17 protein-coding genes are annotated in these 14,036 nt (G+C 69.5%); 6 read left to right on the top strand and 11 right to left on the bottom strand.

What is annotated here, in order from left to right; translation table 11 throughout:
• Positions 1-6: 6 nt before the first annotated feature.
• From ACFY3D_RS03645 to ACFY3D_RS03630, 4 genes are all read right to left on the bottom strand, one after another.
• A complete protein-coding gene (locus tag ACFY3D_RS03645; protein ID WP_389974459.1) occupies positions 7-633 on the bottom strand; it encodes a hypothetical protein in 627 nt (208 codons plus the stop codon).
• Positions 634-684: 51 nt separating this feature from the next.
• Positions 685-1,368 carry a hypothetical protein gene (locus tag ACFY3D_RS03640; protein WP_350942902.1) on the bottom strand — a complete coding sequence of 228 codons (684 nt, stop codon included), beginning with the start codon at positions 1,366-1,368 and terminating at the stop codon, positions 685-687.
• A gap of 198 nt (positions 1,369-1,566) precedes the next feature.
• Complete coding sequence (locus tag ACFY3D_RS03635) at positions 1,567-1,866, bottom strand: STAS domain-containing protein (RefSeq protein WP_389974456.1); 300 nt, start codon at positions 1,864-1,866, stop codon at positions 1,567-1,569.
• Positions 1,867-2,958: 1,092 nt separating this feature from the next.
• The gene (locus ACFY3D_RS03630; RefSeq protein ID WP_389974453.1) at positions 2,959-3,366 is read right to left on the bottom strand and encodes an HGxxPAAW family protein; all 408 of its coding nucleotides are present in this window, start codon (positions 3,364-3,366) and stop codon (positions 2,959-2,961) included.
• A 129-nt stretch (positions 3,367-3,495) separates the two neighbouring features.
• On the opposite strand from ACFY3D_RS03630, the gene ACFY3D_RS03625 reads away from it, so the two are divergent.
• Positions 3,496-3,978: a MarR family transcriptional regulator gene (locus ACFY3D_RS03625; protein ID WP_350942907.1), complete on the top strand. Its 483-nt coding sequence runs from the start codon at positions 3,496-3,498 to the stop codon at positions 3,976-3,978.
• A gap of 12 nt (positions 3,979-3,990) precedes the next feature.
• On the opposite strand, the gene ACFY3D_RS03620 is transcribed toward ACFY3D_RS03625, so the two are convergent.
• Both ACFY3D_RS03620 and ACFY3D_RS03615 read right to left on the bottom strand, forming a co-directional pair.
• Complete coding sequence (locus ACFY3D_RS03620) at positions 3,991-4,542, bottom strand: TetR/AcrR family transcriptional regulator (protein ID WP_362896560.1); 552 nt, start codon at positions 4,540-4,542, stop codon at positions 3,991-3,993.
• 222 nt (positions 4,543-4,764) lie between these two features.
• Positions 4,765-5,436: a DUF899 domain-containing protein gene (locus tag ACFY3D_RS03615; protein ID WP_389974448.1), complete on the bottom strand. Its 672-nt coding sequence runs from the start codon at positions 5,434-5,436 to the stop codon at positions 4,765-4,767.
• Between the two features lie 96 nt (positions 5,437-5,532).
• Between ACFY3D_RS03615 and ACFY3D_RS03610 the strand changes: the two genes are divergently transcribed.
• Positions 5,533-6,033 carry a winged helix-turn-helix transcriptional regulator gene (locus tag ACFY3D_RS03610; protein WP_389974445.1) on the top strand — a complete coding sequence of 167 codons (501 nt, stop codon included), beginning with the start codon at positions 5,533-5,535 and terminating at the stop codon, positions 6,031-6,033.
• A gap of 32 nt (positions 6,034-6,065) precedes the next feature.
• Here ACFY3D_RS03610 and ACFY3D_RS03605 read toward each other — a convergent pair whose 3' ends face one another.
• The 3 genes from ACFY3D_RS03605 to ACFY3D_RS03595 form a co-directional block, all read right to left on the bottom strand.
• A complete protein-coding gene (locus ACFY3D_RS03605) occupies positions 6,066-6,350 on the bottom strand; it encodes a YiaA/YiaB family inner membrane protein (protein ID WP_350942913.1) in 285 nt (94 codons plus the stop codon).
• 211 nt (positions 6,351-6,561) lie between these two features.
• A complete protein-coding gene (locus tag ACFY3D_RS03600) occupies positions 6,562-7,818 on the bottom strand; it encodes an RNA polymerase sigma factor (RefSeq protein ID WP_389974442.1) in 1,257 nt (418 codons plus the stop codon).
• A gap of 83 nt (positions 7,819-7,901) precedes the next feature.
• Entirely contained in the window at positions 7,902-8,276 is a 375-nt protein-coding gene (locus tag ACFY3D_RS03595) for a YciI family protein (protein ID WP_389974439.1), read from the bottom strand.
• A gap of 180 nt (positions 8,277-8,456) precedes the next feature.
• Here ACFY3D_RS03595 and ACFY3D_RS03590 point away from each other — a divergent pair, with 180 nt between their 5' ends.
• The 3 genes from ACFY3D_RS03590 (at position 8,457) to ACFY3D_RS03580 (ending at position 11,182) form a co-directional block, all read left to right on the top strand.
• A complete protein-coding gene (locus tag ACFY3D_RS03590) occupies positions 8,457-9,074 on the top strand; it encodes an MFS transporter (protein WP_350942917.1) in 618 nt (205 codons plus the stop codon).
• 206 nt (positions 9,075-9,280) lie between these two features.
• Entirely contained in the window at positions 9,281-9,937 is a 657-nt protein-coding gene (locus ACFY3D_RS03585) for a copper chaperone PCu(A)C (RefSeq protein ID WP_389974436.1), read from the top strand.
• 21 nt (positions 9,938-9,958) lie between these two features.
• The gene (locus ACFY3D_RS03580) at positions 9,959-11,182 is read left to right on the top strand and encodes a Dyp-type peroxidase (protein WP_389974434.1); all 1,224 of its coding nucleotides are present in this window, start codon (positions 9,959-9,961) and stop codon (positions 11,180-11,182) included.
• Positions 11,183-11,335: 153 nt separating this feature from the next.
• Here ACFY3D_RS03580 and ACFY3D_RS03575 read toward each other — a convergent pair whose 3' ends face one another.
• Complete coding sequence (locus ACFY3D_RS03575; protein WP_389974431.1) at positions 11,336-11,785, bottom strand: protein-tyrosine phosphatase family protein; 450 nt, start codon at positions 11,783-11,785, stop codon at positions 11,336-11,338.
• Positions 11,786-12,183: 398 nt separating this feature from the next.
• Here ACFY3D_RS03575 and ACFY3D_RS03570 point away from each other — a divergent pair, with 398 nt between their 5' ends.
• Positions 12,184-12,747, top strand: a complete 564-nt coding sequence (locus tag ACFY3D_RS03570) for a phospholipase (protein ID WP_389770392.1) — start codon at positions 12,184-12,186, stop codon at positions 12,745-12,747.
• A gap of 104 nt (positions 12,748-12,851) precedes the next feature.
• Here the strand turns inward: ACFY3D_RS03570 and ACFY3D_RS03565 are convergent, their stop codons facing one another.
• Positions 12,852-14,033 carry an acyl-CoA dehydrogenase family protein gene (locus ACFY3D_RS03565; RefSeq protein WP_389974428.1) on the bottom strand — a complete coding sequence of 394 codons (1,182 nt, stop codon included), beginning with the start codon at positions 14,031-14,033 and terminating at the stop codon, positions 12,852-12,854.
• Between the last annotated feature and the right edge of the window lie 3 nt (positions 14,034-14,036).

The raw sequence follows: 14,036 nt of genomic DNA, 5'->3' as shown, positions 1-14,036 counted from the left end.
GGGCGATCAGGGAACGGAGCAGATTCGATGATCGGGGCCCGGTGCTCTCTCGCCGGGCCCGTCACCCTCCGAGAGCCGGAGGATCTCCCCGACCGTCGCCTCGTCCGCGGCGTAGATGTGCGGTACGTCGACGAAGACCCGCATCGATCCGCAGCCCACGGTGAGGCCGTCCGCGACCTCGCGCTGGATGCCGCGCAGCGGTACGTAGTTCAGATAGGACGTGTAGACGTTCTGAGACCGGAAGGCGGCGGTCATGACCAGCCGCCCGGCACGGAGCCTGAAGGCGAGGCTGGTCAGGCAGGGCACCGCGTCGGGAGACTCGCCGGGGGCGGTGAGCGAGATCCAGCCGCTCTTGGTGTACGGCTTGGCGCGCAGCACGTCGGTGATCCAGCCGAGCTGGTCGACGCCGAGAAACTGGCGGAGTCGCCCTCCGTAACTGTATTTGAACGGCGGGACGACCGAGCGTTCGCTGAACTTGCTGGAGTACAGCGGGATCTTTCCGGCCTCGCCGTAGCTTTTCAGGACGGGATCGTCCCAGGCCAGGCCGGTGACCTCGAAGAGCACCGCCGGAGCCTCGATGATCGGGCCGCGGTCGTCCAGGGCGGGCCCGCCGTTGTGTGTCACGTGTCGCATCAGCCAGATCCACGTCTCCCCACAAGACGCGAATCTGAGGAGGTCGGGCATTCAGGTCTCCACGTTGGGGAAATGGAAGGGATTGTGTGGGAGCCGGCGTTGCCGGGAAACATTGGCGCGGACGTAGTAGACGAAATAGTGGACCAGCGCGAGCAGTCCGATGACCACCAGGAGCAGGGCGACGGCCGGTGCGGCCCCGATCATCCCGAGCACGCCGACCGCGATGTAGGAACTGTTGACCAGGGCGAGCATCATCACGTTGATCCCCGGCCAGGCGAGCGGCGCGTACGTCTCCGGATAGCGGGGATCCACCGGCAGGTTGGGAGTCCAGCCGAGGGCGGCGAACTGGTCCTTGAGGTGGACCGTGTAGAGCAGGCGGAAGTTGTTGAGCGCCCGCGCGGTCCTCATGTGCGCGTTGACCGCCTCGATCAGCCGGAGGAAGGGCAGCACGCTGAGCAGCCCGAACGCGGCGGTCATCGCGAACAGGTACCAGGGCACGCTGTGCCAGGTGGTGAGCATCGCCGGGCTGACCACCTTCGCGCCGGCCAGGGCGACCGCGGCGGCGAACGGGGCGGCGAGCAGGCTCATGGACAGCCGGGTCATCTTGATCCGCTCGTCCTTGGCCGCCAGGTAGACCTGGTAGGTCCCGGTGAAGTCCACGGACACGAGGGCGAGGAATTCCCCGGGTTTGACGGGGAGCCCGTCCATGGTCTCGGGCAGTGCTTCCGCGGTCATCCGCGGTGACATCCTCCGCATCGGGACCCCACTTTCGAGGGATAGTGGATTTTCCCGTATGAAGATGTTGACTTATTTGTCAGGCGAATGAGCGCTTTTTAACGATATACGTCTCAGACTTCTGACGTCTGTGGAGGCTCCTCCCGGGTCGCGCCTTTTGCGGGGGTGGCCGCGGGGTGCCCCGGAGCCACCCCCACGTCAGTGTCCTTCCGTCGCCCCGAGTTCCTCTCCCGTGAGGGCCGTCTCCACGGAGGTGGCTAGCGTGAAGTGGGCGAGAAGCCCGGTGACGGTCATCATGTGACGCAGCGTCCGGTTCGCTCCGGCCAGCACCAGGCGGGTCCGCGTCTCCTGGCTCTTGCGCAGGATCCACAGCAGCTCCGCGAGCCCGGTGGAGTCACAGAAGGTGAGCCCTTCCAGATCGAGGATGAGCCAGGGTGCGCCCTCGGCTACCGCCGCCGGGGCGGGGGAGGCCGGTGGCGGGGAGAAAGGCGAGGTCATCGTGGGGGCCGATGACGGCCCGTCCGCCGGTGGCGTGTCCGGGGGGAGGGGAGAGGGCTCCTCGGGGAAGACCGGTGGCGGGCTTCCCGGGGCGGGGGGAGGCGGGCTCCCGGGGAAGAACGGTGAGGGAGGTTCGGGCGACAGCGGTGGAGGCGGGCCCGAGGGGTGCGGATCTTTCGGGGTGAGCGGGCCGTCCGAGAGGAGTGATGTCTCCGCGAGCAGTGGTGTCTCCGGGAGGAGAGGAGACTCCGAAAAGAGCGGTTTCTCCGGGAAGAAGGGGGTTTCCGGGAGGAGCGGTGTCTCGGGGAGGAAAGGCGAGCCCGAGAGGAGTGACGCCTCCGGGGGAAGCGGCGTCTCGGGGGGAAGCGGTGCCGGGATGGGCGACGGTGCCGGAGGCGCCGGAAGTTCGGAGGGTGTGCCGAGTGACGGGGGCGCCGCGAGTTCGGAGGGGGTGCCGGGGGCCGAGAGAGCTGGCACCGGCGGTGTGTCGAGCGACGAGGGGGCCACGGGGTCGGACGACGCGTCGGGGGTCTGGGACGCTGGAAGCTCCGATGGTGTGCCGGGTGCCGCGGGCGGTGTAAGCCTGGATGACAGGTTGCCGGTTCCCAGGCTCCAGGCCTGGGTGAGTTCCCTCCGCAAGATCGGCGCGTAGTCGTAGTCAAGCTCGCCGATCAGACGGACCACGATGGCGTTTCCGCGTACGTCGGCCGAGATCGAGAGCGTGTTCACACCTTCGGGTGACATGGAAAGACTCCTTAGACCCGCAGTTCACAGGGCGGGCGTTCCCTCCGTCTTACCAGGTATGTAGCCTGGGCGGCCCCGGTAGGAGAATTACACTATAGTTGCACGCTTTCGTCCCATCTGGCGGATGTGGAATGAGTGCCCGACGCCCTGGCCGGTCGGGCCCTCGCTCGGACGGGCGCCTTTCCTCGCGAACGTGACCGGCCCGGATGCGGGTGAGCCGGGAAGGCTGGAAACCGGGTGAGCGGACCGGGGCAGGCTGGAAGAGGCCCTGAAGAGGCTTGAAAAACCGGCAGGCCGGTCCCTCGTTCGAGGGACCGGCCTGCCGGCTCGGACAAGGGGACGGCCCGATCAGAGGCCGAGGGGCGTGCCCGATGCGGTCTGGGCCATCGTCGCGGGCTGAGCCGGGCGGGCGGAGGTGTGAGGTTCCGTACGGGATCGTGCCGCTTCTCCGGGAACCTCCTCCGCCTCAGGTGTTCTCGGTGCCGGGCGGCGGCGCATGCCGCGCTCCGACATCGGTCGCGGCCCGATCTCCTTGCCGAAGCCCAGCTGGTGGAGGAGCCATCCCAGCGCACCGCCCAGGATCACAACCCCCGCGCCGATCCAGAAGAAGAGGACGCTGGCGGCCGTCATCGCCACCCCGGAGATCGCGAATCCGATGATGCAGACGATCGAGCCGGTCCAGCCCGCCACGGTGTGTCCCATGTCGTGCTCTTCGTGGATCGCGGCCAATTCCGCGAGGTCTTTCCTGATCCCCACGTCTCCTCCATCGAAAAGCACCGTCCCCGGGGGTCGCGGCGGATCGCGGGGGCGGCGGGCGCTAAGTTGGGTCGGCCCGTACAATTTACCTCACGAGCTAAGCTTCTTAGATAGTAAGGGGATTTTGTGGTGGAAGGCAAATCCGAAGCCGTCGTCTCGCCGCCGGAGGTCCTCGCCCGGATGGACCAATTGATCGCGTTGAGCCTCGTGGGGCAGCACACGATCGCCGAGCGCCTCGGGGTCAACGTCACGGATCTGACGTGTCTCGGCTTCATCCTCGGTGCGGGAGAGGAGGCACTCACCGCGGGACGCCTCGCCGAGTTGGCCGGTCTCACCACCGGGGCCGTCACCGGGGTGGTCAACCGCCTGGAGAGCGCGGGCTACGCCCGGCGCGTCGCCGACCCCCGTGACCGCCGCCGCGTCCGGATCGTCCCGGAAGAGAGCTCGGCCGCCCGTGTCGCGACGGCGTACGAGCCCACCTATCGGCGGCTCACCGAGCTTTTCGAGAGCTATGGCCCGGACGAACTGGCCGCCATCTCCGACTGGTTCACGCGTGCCGCCGACGCCATGAGGATCTCTCTGGCCGAGATTCGCGAATCCCCGGCGTCCTGAGGGGAGCGGGTCTCATCCGGCTGCCGACGGGGCGGCCCCGAGTGCCGCCAGCGCGGCGGCCACCGCCGGAGGGCCGAGTGTCGCGGCCGGCACGTCGGCGAACTCCACGGTGCAGTCCGAGAGTCCGCCGATGGCCACGACCGCGCGGGCGCGAGCGGCCAGGTCGGGGTCCGGGCCGAGCAGCAGGGCGATGAGCCGCCGACGCCAGTGGCCCATGCGAGACCCCAGATCGAGGTGGGCCAGGGTGGACAGATCGCGTACCACCATCACGGTCACCTCCCGGTGTCTGAAGGTGATGTCGAAGTAGCCCTGGAGAAGGTCGCGAGGGCTCTGCGGGGCGTTCGCCTCGATGTCGGCCAGGAAGTCGTCCACATCGTCGACCAGCGGCTGGACGATGCTGCGGAGCAGGTCCTCCCGCGAGGTGAAGTGGTAGTAGAGCGCGGGTTTGGTGATCCCGAGCCGGTGGGCGATGTCCCGCAGGCTCGTCTGTTGCACGCCCTTCTCGGCGAACAGTTCTCGTGCGACCGCCTGGATGCGCGCCTTGGTGTCGGACGGCCTCGCCACCTGTTGTTCTCTCCTGTCCTCGCGCCGGGTCTCCCGTACGCGCGGGCGTCCTTGGGCTCGGGCCAAGGGTATCGGCACGGGGAGAGCGACCGGTTCGACGACAGGTGGAGACTTGTGCGGGCCTCCGACGGGTCACCTTCCGTCGGGCCCACTCCCGGCGATCAAGAACTACTCGCGCGGGCGACGGGCAGGGCGCGAGCAGGTGCGTCGATCGGGTGATGCTCAGACCTCGTACTCGTCGTGCAGGCGCCACCACGTGTAGGGCGAGGTCTGCGGCCGCCCTTCCGGGGAGTCCTCCCAGGTCTCCTGCCGGCCGAACGGTGTCAGGTCGAGGAAGGTCCAGCCGCTGCCGAGCCGCTCGACTCCCCGCCCCGTGGTGAGGTAGGTGCGGTAGACGGTGTCGCCGTCGCGCAGGAAGACGTTCAGCGCGAACCCGTCACCGGCTCCCATGTCGTCGTTGAAGTCGTTGCCCAGCGAGGAGAACCACGGGATCGTCCAGCCCATGCGCTCCTTGAACGGTGTGATCTCGGCCATCGGGCCACGGGAGACCAGCGCCACCGTGGTGTCGCGGGCGTGGAGGTGGCTCAGGTGCCCGATGTTGTCGGTGAACATCGAACACCCCGAACAGAAGGTGTCGGCCCCCAGCCACATGAAGCTGTAGACGATGAGCTGGCGCCGTCCCTCGAACAGGTCGAGCAGGCTGGCCTGCCCGTCCGGACCCTCGAACACGTACTCCCCGCCGGCCCCGCCCTCGCCCCCGATCCGGACCATCGGCATCCTGCGTCTTTCGGCGGCGAGCGCGTCCTGCGCGCGGGTGAGCTCCTTCTCCTTCGCCAGCAGCGCTTCCCGCGCGGCCTGCCAATCCTGGGCCGAGACGACCTGAGGGCGGTCCATGATGCTCCCCCTCCATTGGGTTCCCTCAAGGAACTAACGAGGGAACGGTAGCAGGAGACCGTTTCTTCAGGGAACCCTCTCGCCTAGACTGCCCCCATGCAGCGAACCCGATTCGGTGATATGGCCTGCTCGATCGCCCGCACGCTGGACGTCATCGGTGAGCCGTGGTCGCCGCTGATCCTGCGGAACGTCTACGTGGGCATCAACCGCTTCGACCAGATCCAGCAGAGCCTGGACATCTCCCGCAAGGTGCTCGCCGAGCGGCTCAGGTGGCTGGTCGAGAACGGTGTGCTGGAGCGGCGGGAGTATTCGAGCCGACCGCCTCGCCATGAGTACGCGCTCACGACCAAGGGCCTGGAGTTGTGCGACCTGCTCCTGGTGATGGTGCGCTGGGGCGACCGGTGGACGGCGGGCGAGGCCGGCCCGCCGGTTCTCTACCGCCACCACGCCTGCGGCGAGATCGGCCACGTCGAACTGCGCTGCGCGGTGTGCGACCGGCCGATGAACGCCGCGGATGTCGACGTGCTCCCCGGTCCGGGAGCGGAGCCTCCGGCCGCCTCCCCCGACCGGGTGCGCGCGGAACGGTACGGGCACTGAAACGTGCGAGGGCACCACGAACGGCGTCGCCGTCAGTCGTTCTTGAAGGGGTCGTGCTCGGCCAGCAGCTTGTCCAGCCTGGCCTGGTCGACGCGGCTGACGACGGCGGCCTCCTCGTTCCGGTCCCGGACGCACTTGGCGAGCGTGAAGGTCGAGGTCACCACATAGAGCAGCCCGAGTCCCATGAAGGACCGGACCCAGGTGTTCACCGGCAGGTAGGCGATGCCGATCCCCAGGGCCGCCACCGACAGTCCGAAGGAGATGACGGCCTGCGCGTAGAAAGCGGACGTCGTCGTGTTTTTCACCGGTCGTGTCATGCACATCATCTTCGGGACGATCGGTTCCCGGGGCGTGAGCGCCGCTACTTAGTTACTGGTGAGTACGACAGCTGGAACTCTCGACAGGGGGACTCCGGTCCACGGTGTCGGGCATCCACCGCGGCCCGCGCCCTCAGCCGCCCGCGAGGCCAAGCGGGCGCGGAATCGGTGACCGGCGCTCGTCACATCGCGTGGGGTGCGGAATCGGTGGTCAGTGCTCGGCGGTCGCGCGGGCGAGGAAGAGGGTCCGTTCGCGCTCGTTTCCGGTGAGCGCGGCGGCCCGCTCGAACTCCGCGCGCGCCTCGTCGAGGCGGCCCAGCTTCGCGAGCAGGTCACCCCGTACCGCCGCCAGCAGCGGATAGTTCCTGAGCGCGCGCTCCGCCACCAGCCCGTCCACGATCTCCAGACCGCGTTCGGGGCCGTACGCCATGTCCACCGCGACCGCGCGGTTCAGCTCCACCACGGGCGACGGGGCGACGTGGGCGAGCACCCGGTAGAGGGCGGCCATCCGCTCCCAGTCCGTGTCGTCGGCGGACAGCGCGCGGGCGTGGCAGGCGGCGATCGCGGCCTGCAGACCGTACGGGCCGAGTGTGCCGAGCGCCTCGGCTCGGGCGAGTGAGTCCAGCCCGCGGCGGATGAGCAGCCGGTCCCACCGGCCCCGGTCCTGGTCGAGGAGGAGGACCGGCTCGCCGCCGGGGCCCGTCCTGGCGCGCGTGCGGGACGCCTGGATCTCCATCAGGGCGACGAGGCCGTGCACCTCGGACTCCTCGGGCATGAGACCCGCCAGGATCCGGCCCAGGCGCAGCGCCTCCTCGCAGAGCGAGGGGCGCATCCAGTCGTCACCGGCGGTCGCCGAGTATCCCTCGTTGAAGACGAGGTAGACGACCTCCAGGACCGACGAGAGCCGGTCGCCCAGCTCGGCCGGGGTGGGCATCTCGATCCGTACCCGCCTGTCGGCGAGGACGCGCTTGGCGCGGAAGATCCTCTGCCCGACGGTCGGCTCGGGCACCAGGAAGGCGCGGGCGATCTCCTCCGTCGTCAGGCCGCCGAGCAGGCGGAGGGTGAGCGCCACTCGCCCTTCCGTGGACAGTACGGGATGGCAGGCCGTGAAGAGGAGACGCAGCACGTCGTCGCCGATGTGGTCGTCGAGGGCGTCGTCCAGCTCGGCCTCCGCCGACTCCTGGCGGATCTCCATGTCCCGGCCGACCTCTTCGAGCTTGCGCTCGTACCGGTTCCTGCGGCGCAGCAGGTCGATCGCCCGGTGCTTGGCGGTGAGCATGAGCCAGGCACCGGGATTGTCGGGCACACCGGCCGTGGGCCACTGCTCCAGCGCGATGACCAGGGCGTCCTGTGCGAGCTCCTCCGCCAGGCCGACATCGTGCACCATCCGGGCGAGTCCCGCGATCACCCTCGCGGATTCGATCCGCCAGACCGCCTCGATGACCCGGTGGGGATCTCCAACCGTCATGCCCCCGATCCAACCACCTCGTCCGACGCCCCGGTGAGAGTCCTCTCGTGGGGACTCTCACCGGGGCGTCGGCGAGGACGGTCTCACGCGGGGGCGGCGAAGTCCTCGGGGCCGAAGACGCGGTGGATGTCGGCCTCGCCCTCCCAGCCCTCCCAGTGGTCGCGGTGCAGCCGCATGAAGCGGGAGGTCCACTCGACGGCCTCCTCCTTCGACCGGACCTGGTAGAGGGCGTAACTGATCAGTTCCTTCGCCTCGGCGAACGGACCGTCCGTGACGCTTATCCTGCCTTCGGTGAGCTCGACCCGCGCCCCCTCGACGCTCGGAGCCAGCCCGCCGTTGTCGAGCAACGCGCCCGCTCTGGTGCCCTCCTCGCCGAGCTTCATGATCGCCTCCATCAGCTCGGCGGGCGGCGGGGTGTCGGGCCGGTGGGTGACCTTGAGGGTGATCATGTATCGCATCGTGTCTCTCCTTTTGATCTTGTTTTCGAACGGTCCGGCCGGTTCTCGTGTTCCTCCGGCCTTCGACCACGCTTCGAACGAGCACGGACCGATTCGACACGGCGGCCGGATTTTCTTTCAAGATTTTTTCTGACCCCGGGCCGCCTGTGGATCTCGGACGTGGCGAGGGGGGAGCACCCGGTGGGTCTCGAACTTCGCACCGCCGGGGTGGCGTGGGATGATTTCCCCATCATGCCCGCGACGTTGCCCTTCCGCCTCGCCCGCGCGGCCGCCTTCGCCGCGGTCTGCCTGGGGCTGAGCGTGCTGGCGCACGTCCTGGCGGGAGGCTCGGTCTCCGTGCCGAGCGCGGCCGCCGCGCTGGCTCTCGCCTTCCTCGCGGCCTTCGCGGTCTCAGGGCGCGAACGGACGCTCGCGGTGATCCTGCCGCTGCTGGCGGGCGTGCAGGCGGGGGTGCACGTGATGTTCTCCCTCGCGCACGCCGCGTCCCCCGCCGAGATGGCCCAGATGATCGGGCACGTCCACTCGGGGCTGCTGCCCGGCCTGGGCATGCTGGTGGCGCACGGCTGGGCCGTCGGGCTCACCGCTCTGTGGCTGGCGCGCGGCGAGGCGGTGCTCTGGGAGTTGCTGCGACGGCTCGGTGTCCGGCTGTGCCGGGTGCTCGTCGCGGTCGTGACCCCGGCGTACACGTCCTTCCTCACCGCGGGCGCGATCGAGCCGGGAGCCCTGCGCTCCGCCGTGCTGCGCCACGTCGTCAGCCGGCGCGGCCCACCCCGGATCGTCACCGCCACCTTCGGCTGACCGGCTGACCGCTCTGGGTCATCCGGGCACCTGACCCGTTCCCTACCGCCGTACGCACCGTACGCGCGGTCCTGCGCCGACGCGGCCTTCCCGGCTGCTCGGCGGACCTGTACCAGCGTGACAATCCCGGCCGCATGTCCGGCATGGCCCTATCGAGGCGGCGTTCGGCCGCGGCCTGCCGATCCGGCCAGAAGAAAGGCGTCAACGTGCCTGCTCGTCGTATCACCCGTGCCGGAATCACTGGATTCCCCCGTAACGGAGTTCGCCGGACCACCCCCGCGGGACTCCTGGTCGCGGTCGCGATGGTCCTGGGCGGATGTGGTTCCCAGGGCGCCCCGGAACCGGCCGCCGCCCCCGGCACCGCCGCGCCCGCCGCCGCCCCCTCCGCGACCCCTTCCGCGGCCGCCTCCGTGCTGACGGTCACCGATCCGTGGGTGAAGACCACGAAGAAGGGGATGAGTGCCGCGTTCGGCACCCTGGTCAACAACACCGACGCCGAGGTGACGATCGTCTCCGGTGTCTCGCCGATCTCACCGGTGATCGAGTTGCACGAGGTCGTCGACTCCAAGGGAAAGATGATCATGCGTCCCAAGGAGGGCGGGATCGTGATCCCTGCGAAGGGCACCCACCAGCTCCAGCCCGGTGGTGACCACATCATGCTGATGGGCGTCACCGAAGCGGTGAGGCCCGGCGCGCAGATCCCCTTCACCCTCACCCTCAAGGACGGCCGGACCGTGGAGTTCACCGCGGTCGGCAAGGACTTCGCCGGAGGTAAGGAGGACTACCAGCCCGGCATGGACATGGGAGGAGACAAGGCCGACAAGGGCGACGGCGACATGCACATGGGCGAGAGCGACGGCTGAGCGGGAAACGGAGAAGAGCCCATGCCAGAACCCCGACTCAGCCGCAGGGGACTGCTCGCGGGAGGCGCCGCCACCGCGGTCGGCGCCCTCGCCGCGTGCGCCCCCGACCAGGCTGTCCCCCCGGTCGTCCCCCAGCCCGCTCCGGCCTCCGGAGGTCCCGAAAGCTCAGCGGGTGCCGCGACGGAGCCCTTCGACGGCCTCCATCAGGCCGGGATCGCGACGGCGCCCCAGACGTACGGGGTGTTCGTCGGACTGGACCTACGGCCCGAGGTCGACCGTGAGGCGCTCGCGCGGATGATGCGGCTGCTCACCGACGACGCCCGGCGGCTCACCCAGGGCAGGCCCGCCCTGGCCGACACCGAACCTGAGCTGGCCGTACTGCCCGCCCGGCTCACCGTGACCTTCGGGTTCGGCCCCGGCTTCCTCACGGCGGCCGGGCTGACCGGCCGCGCTCCGGAGGCGGTGGCGCCGCTGCCCGCCTTCGCGATCGACAAGCTCAGGAAGGAGTGGAGCGGCGGGGACCTGCTGCTGCAGATCTGCGCCGACGACGCCCTCACTCTGGCCCACGCCCTGCGCATGGTCGTCAAGGACGCCCGTTCCTTCGCGAAGGTCCGCTGGATCCAGCGGGGTTTCCGGCGCGGCGCCTACACCCAGCCCGCCGGGCTGACCCAGCGCAACGTGATGGGCCAGCTGGACGGGACCGTCAACCCCGTACCCGGCACTCCCGAGTTCGACCGGGCGGTGTGGGTGAGCGACGGCCCGGAGTGGCTGCGCGGCGGCACCACGCTGGTGCTGCGGCGCATCCGGGCGGAGATGGAGACCTGGGACGCCGTCGACCGGGTCGGCAAGGAGTTCACCGTGGGCCGCCGCCTGGACAACGGCGCCCCGCTCACCGGGCGCGACGAGCACGACGAGGCCGACTTCGAGAAGCTCAACGCGATCGGCTTCCCCGTCATCTCCGAGCAGGCCCATATCCGCCGGGCCCATGTCGCCGACCCGAACCTGCGGATCTTCCGCAGGGTCTACAACTACGACGAGGGGCTCACCTCGGAAGGGCACGCCGACTCCGGGCTGCTGTTCGCCTCCTACCAGGCCGACGTCTCCCGGCAGTTCCTGCCGATCCAGCGCAGGCTGGCCGAGGCCGACCTGCTCAACGAGTGGACGACCCCGATCGGCTCGGCCGTCTTCGCCGTCCCGCCGGGCTGCTCACCGAACGGCTGGATCGGGGACGCTCTCCTCACCTGACAGGGGGGCGCCGTACGTCCGTGACGGGCGAAGGGCGTCGCTCTCGGGGAGTCGCGGTACGTCCGTGACGAGCGGGTGTCCACGGCTCTCCGGGAGAGCCCTCCTTCGGCGAGCCGCCGTACGTCCTCAGAGGCGTACGGCGGCCTGGTGGGATCACGCTTCCGGCCGGGCGGAGAACCACGCCACCCACCGTCGTTGCCAGGGGGTTTCGACCGCGCGGCGGTGATGGTGCGCGCGCGTCCACTCGACGGCCTCCCGAGGGGGCAGGCCGGTGAGGGTCGCGAGGCAGGCCATGACGGTGCCGGTCCTGCCGACCCCGCCGTCGCAGGCGACCTCGACGGCGAGTCCCGATCGCGCCTGGTCGCGCAGGTGGACGATGGAGCGGGCGGCCGCGTGCCGGTCCACGGGCAGCAGGAAGTCCGGCCAGCGGATCCATTCGTGCGGCCATGACAGATCGCTTTGGTGGCGCTGCCGGAGGCGCGCGGAGCCGAGGTAGAGCGCGAAGTCGGGGGCCGGGCCGGTGGGGGCGGCGTTCCGCAGCCCTCGGCCGCGCACCCAGGTTCCGTCGGGGAGTTGGACCGCGCCGGTAAGTGGTGCCGTCATGAGGCGATTGTGGCTCACCGCCACACGCTCGCTCACTTGGTTCAGCTATCGGCGATCATCCGTGACGACGAGGGCCGGCCTCTTCCGGCAGGGATCGCCGGAAGCGAGGGCCACCGGAAATGGTCCGCCCGGCCGAAGAACCGGCCCTACCGGACCGATCTCGTACAGGTGGTCGTCGTCGGCACGTCGGCCCGCCGTGGTCGGCCACGAGGGCGAGGAACTCCCCGGCACCAATCGCTCTTACTTCACACCGTAAAAGCTGTAAAGAGCCTCCGTTAACGAATATCGGCGCAGATCTTCACGGAGATATGTCTCGGCGTCACAGGATATTTCGCCTCATTGTTAGGCCGTGGCGGCATCCCGCCGCGAGAGGTATCCCCCGGACAAAGGCAGAGTCCATGGTCAAGCGCGCCCTCGCAACCGTCTCCCTCTCCTTCGCCGTACTACTCGGATTAACCCTGCCCGCCTACGCGGTGACGTTGCAGCAAAAACTCGCCGCACTTTCCAATTTCAGTCAGCCTACGGCGGCGAGCGCCGCGAGCTGGGTTTCCGCCTGGCAGAACCAGGGAAGCTGGGCGGACTACAACTTCGACTGGTCGACCGACCTGTGTTCGGCCAGCCCCGACCAGCCGCTCGGCTTCGACTTCAGAATGTCGTGCCGACGCCACGACTTCGGCTACCGCAACTACAAGGCGGTGAGCCAGTTCCCGGCGAACAAGGCGCGCATCGACGACGCGTTCTACTTCGACATGAGGCAGGTCTGCGCGGGATATTCCACCATTCCCAGGGGCACCTGCAACAGCCTCGCCTGGACCTACTACCAGGCGGTCAAGGAATTCGGCACCCTCAACGTCACCCAGGCGCAGATCGAGCGGATCCGGCAGAGTGCGGAAAGGGCCACCCCGACGGGGGAGCAGGCCGCCCCGACCGGCGAGCAGGCCGCTCCGACCGCGGAGATGTGAACCATCCCGCTCCCCCGCGGCGGCGGAATCGCCGCTACCCGCTGAAAACCCACTGAAGAAGAGAAGAGCGGCGGGCCGATGGGAGACCGGCCCGCCGCTCTGCTTCAGCTCCGCTCCCCGTCGGCGCTGGTGATCGTTCCGCCGGGGTTCCCGGCGAGCGCGCGGCCGATGACCAGGCGCTGGATCTGGTTGGTGCCCTCGAAGATCTGCATGACCTTCGCCTCGCGCATGTAGCGCTCGACCGGGAAGTCACGGGTGTAGCCGTAGCCGCCGAGGACCTGAACGGCGTCGGTGGTGACCTTCATGGCGTTGTCGGTGGCGACCATCTTGGCGATGGAGGCCTCCCGGCTGAACGGGAGCCCTCGGTCCTTCAGACGCGCGGCGTGCAGCGTCGTCGCGCGGGCGCTCTGGACGGCCGCCTCCATGTCGGCGAGCAGGAACGCGAGGCCCTGGTGCTCGATGATCGGCTTGCCGAAGGTCTGCCGCTCCTTCGCGTACGCCACGGCCTGGTCGAGCGCCCCCTGGGCCAGCCCGGTGGCGACCGCCGCGATGCCCAGCCGGCCGGAGTCGAGACCGGCCAGTGCGATCTTGAGGCCGTCGCCCTCCGCGCCGATCCTGCGCCCGGCGGGAACGCGGACGTGGTCCAGGCGTATGGTCGCGGTCGCCGATCCGGTCAGGCCCATCTTGCGCTCGGGCGGGTCGGCGCTCAGGCCCTCGGCGTCGGCGGGGACGAGGAAGCAGGAGATGCCCTTGCGGTCGTCGGAGGTCCGCGCCATCACCTGGTAGAAGTCGGCGTGCCCGCCGTGGGTCGTCCACGCCTTCGCGCCGTCGAGCACGTAGTCGTCGCCGTCCCGTACGGCTCGGGTGCTCATCGCGGCGGGATCGGAGCCCGCGTGCGCCTCGCTCAGGCTGTACGCGCCGAGCAGGTCGCCGCCGAGCATGTCCGGCAGCCACTCTCGCCGTTGTTCCTCGGTGCCGAACCTGACGAGCCCGAAGCACGACAGGGCGTGCACGCTCACGCCGACACCGACGCTCGACCAGACCGCCGCGATCTCCTCAAGCACCTGCAGGTACACCTCGTACGGCTGGCCCGCGCCACCGTACTCCTCGGGGTAGGGGAGACCGAGGAGGCCGACGGCGCCGAGGGTCCTGAAGACCTCGCGCGGGAACTCCTCGTCGGCCTCGGCCTGGGCGGCCCTGGGCAGGAGTTCCTTGGCGGCGAGGTCTCGGACGAGGGTGATCAGGTCGGCGCTCTCGCTGGTGGGCATGACACGTGACGCGGGCATGGG

This window comes from Streptosporangium sp. NPDC000509 (genome assembly GCF_042898365.1).
Classification (GTDB): Bacteria; Actinomycetota; Actinomycetes; order Streptosporangiales; family Streptosporangiaceae; genus Streptosporangium.
Note: the sequence above shows the minus strand (reverse complement) of the source record. Positions and strands in the feature narration are given on the sequence as shown.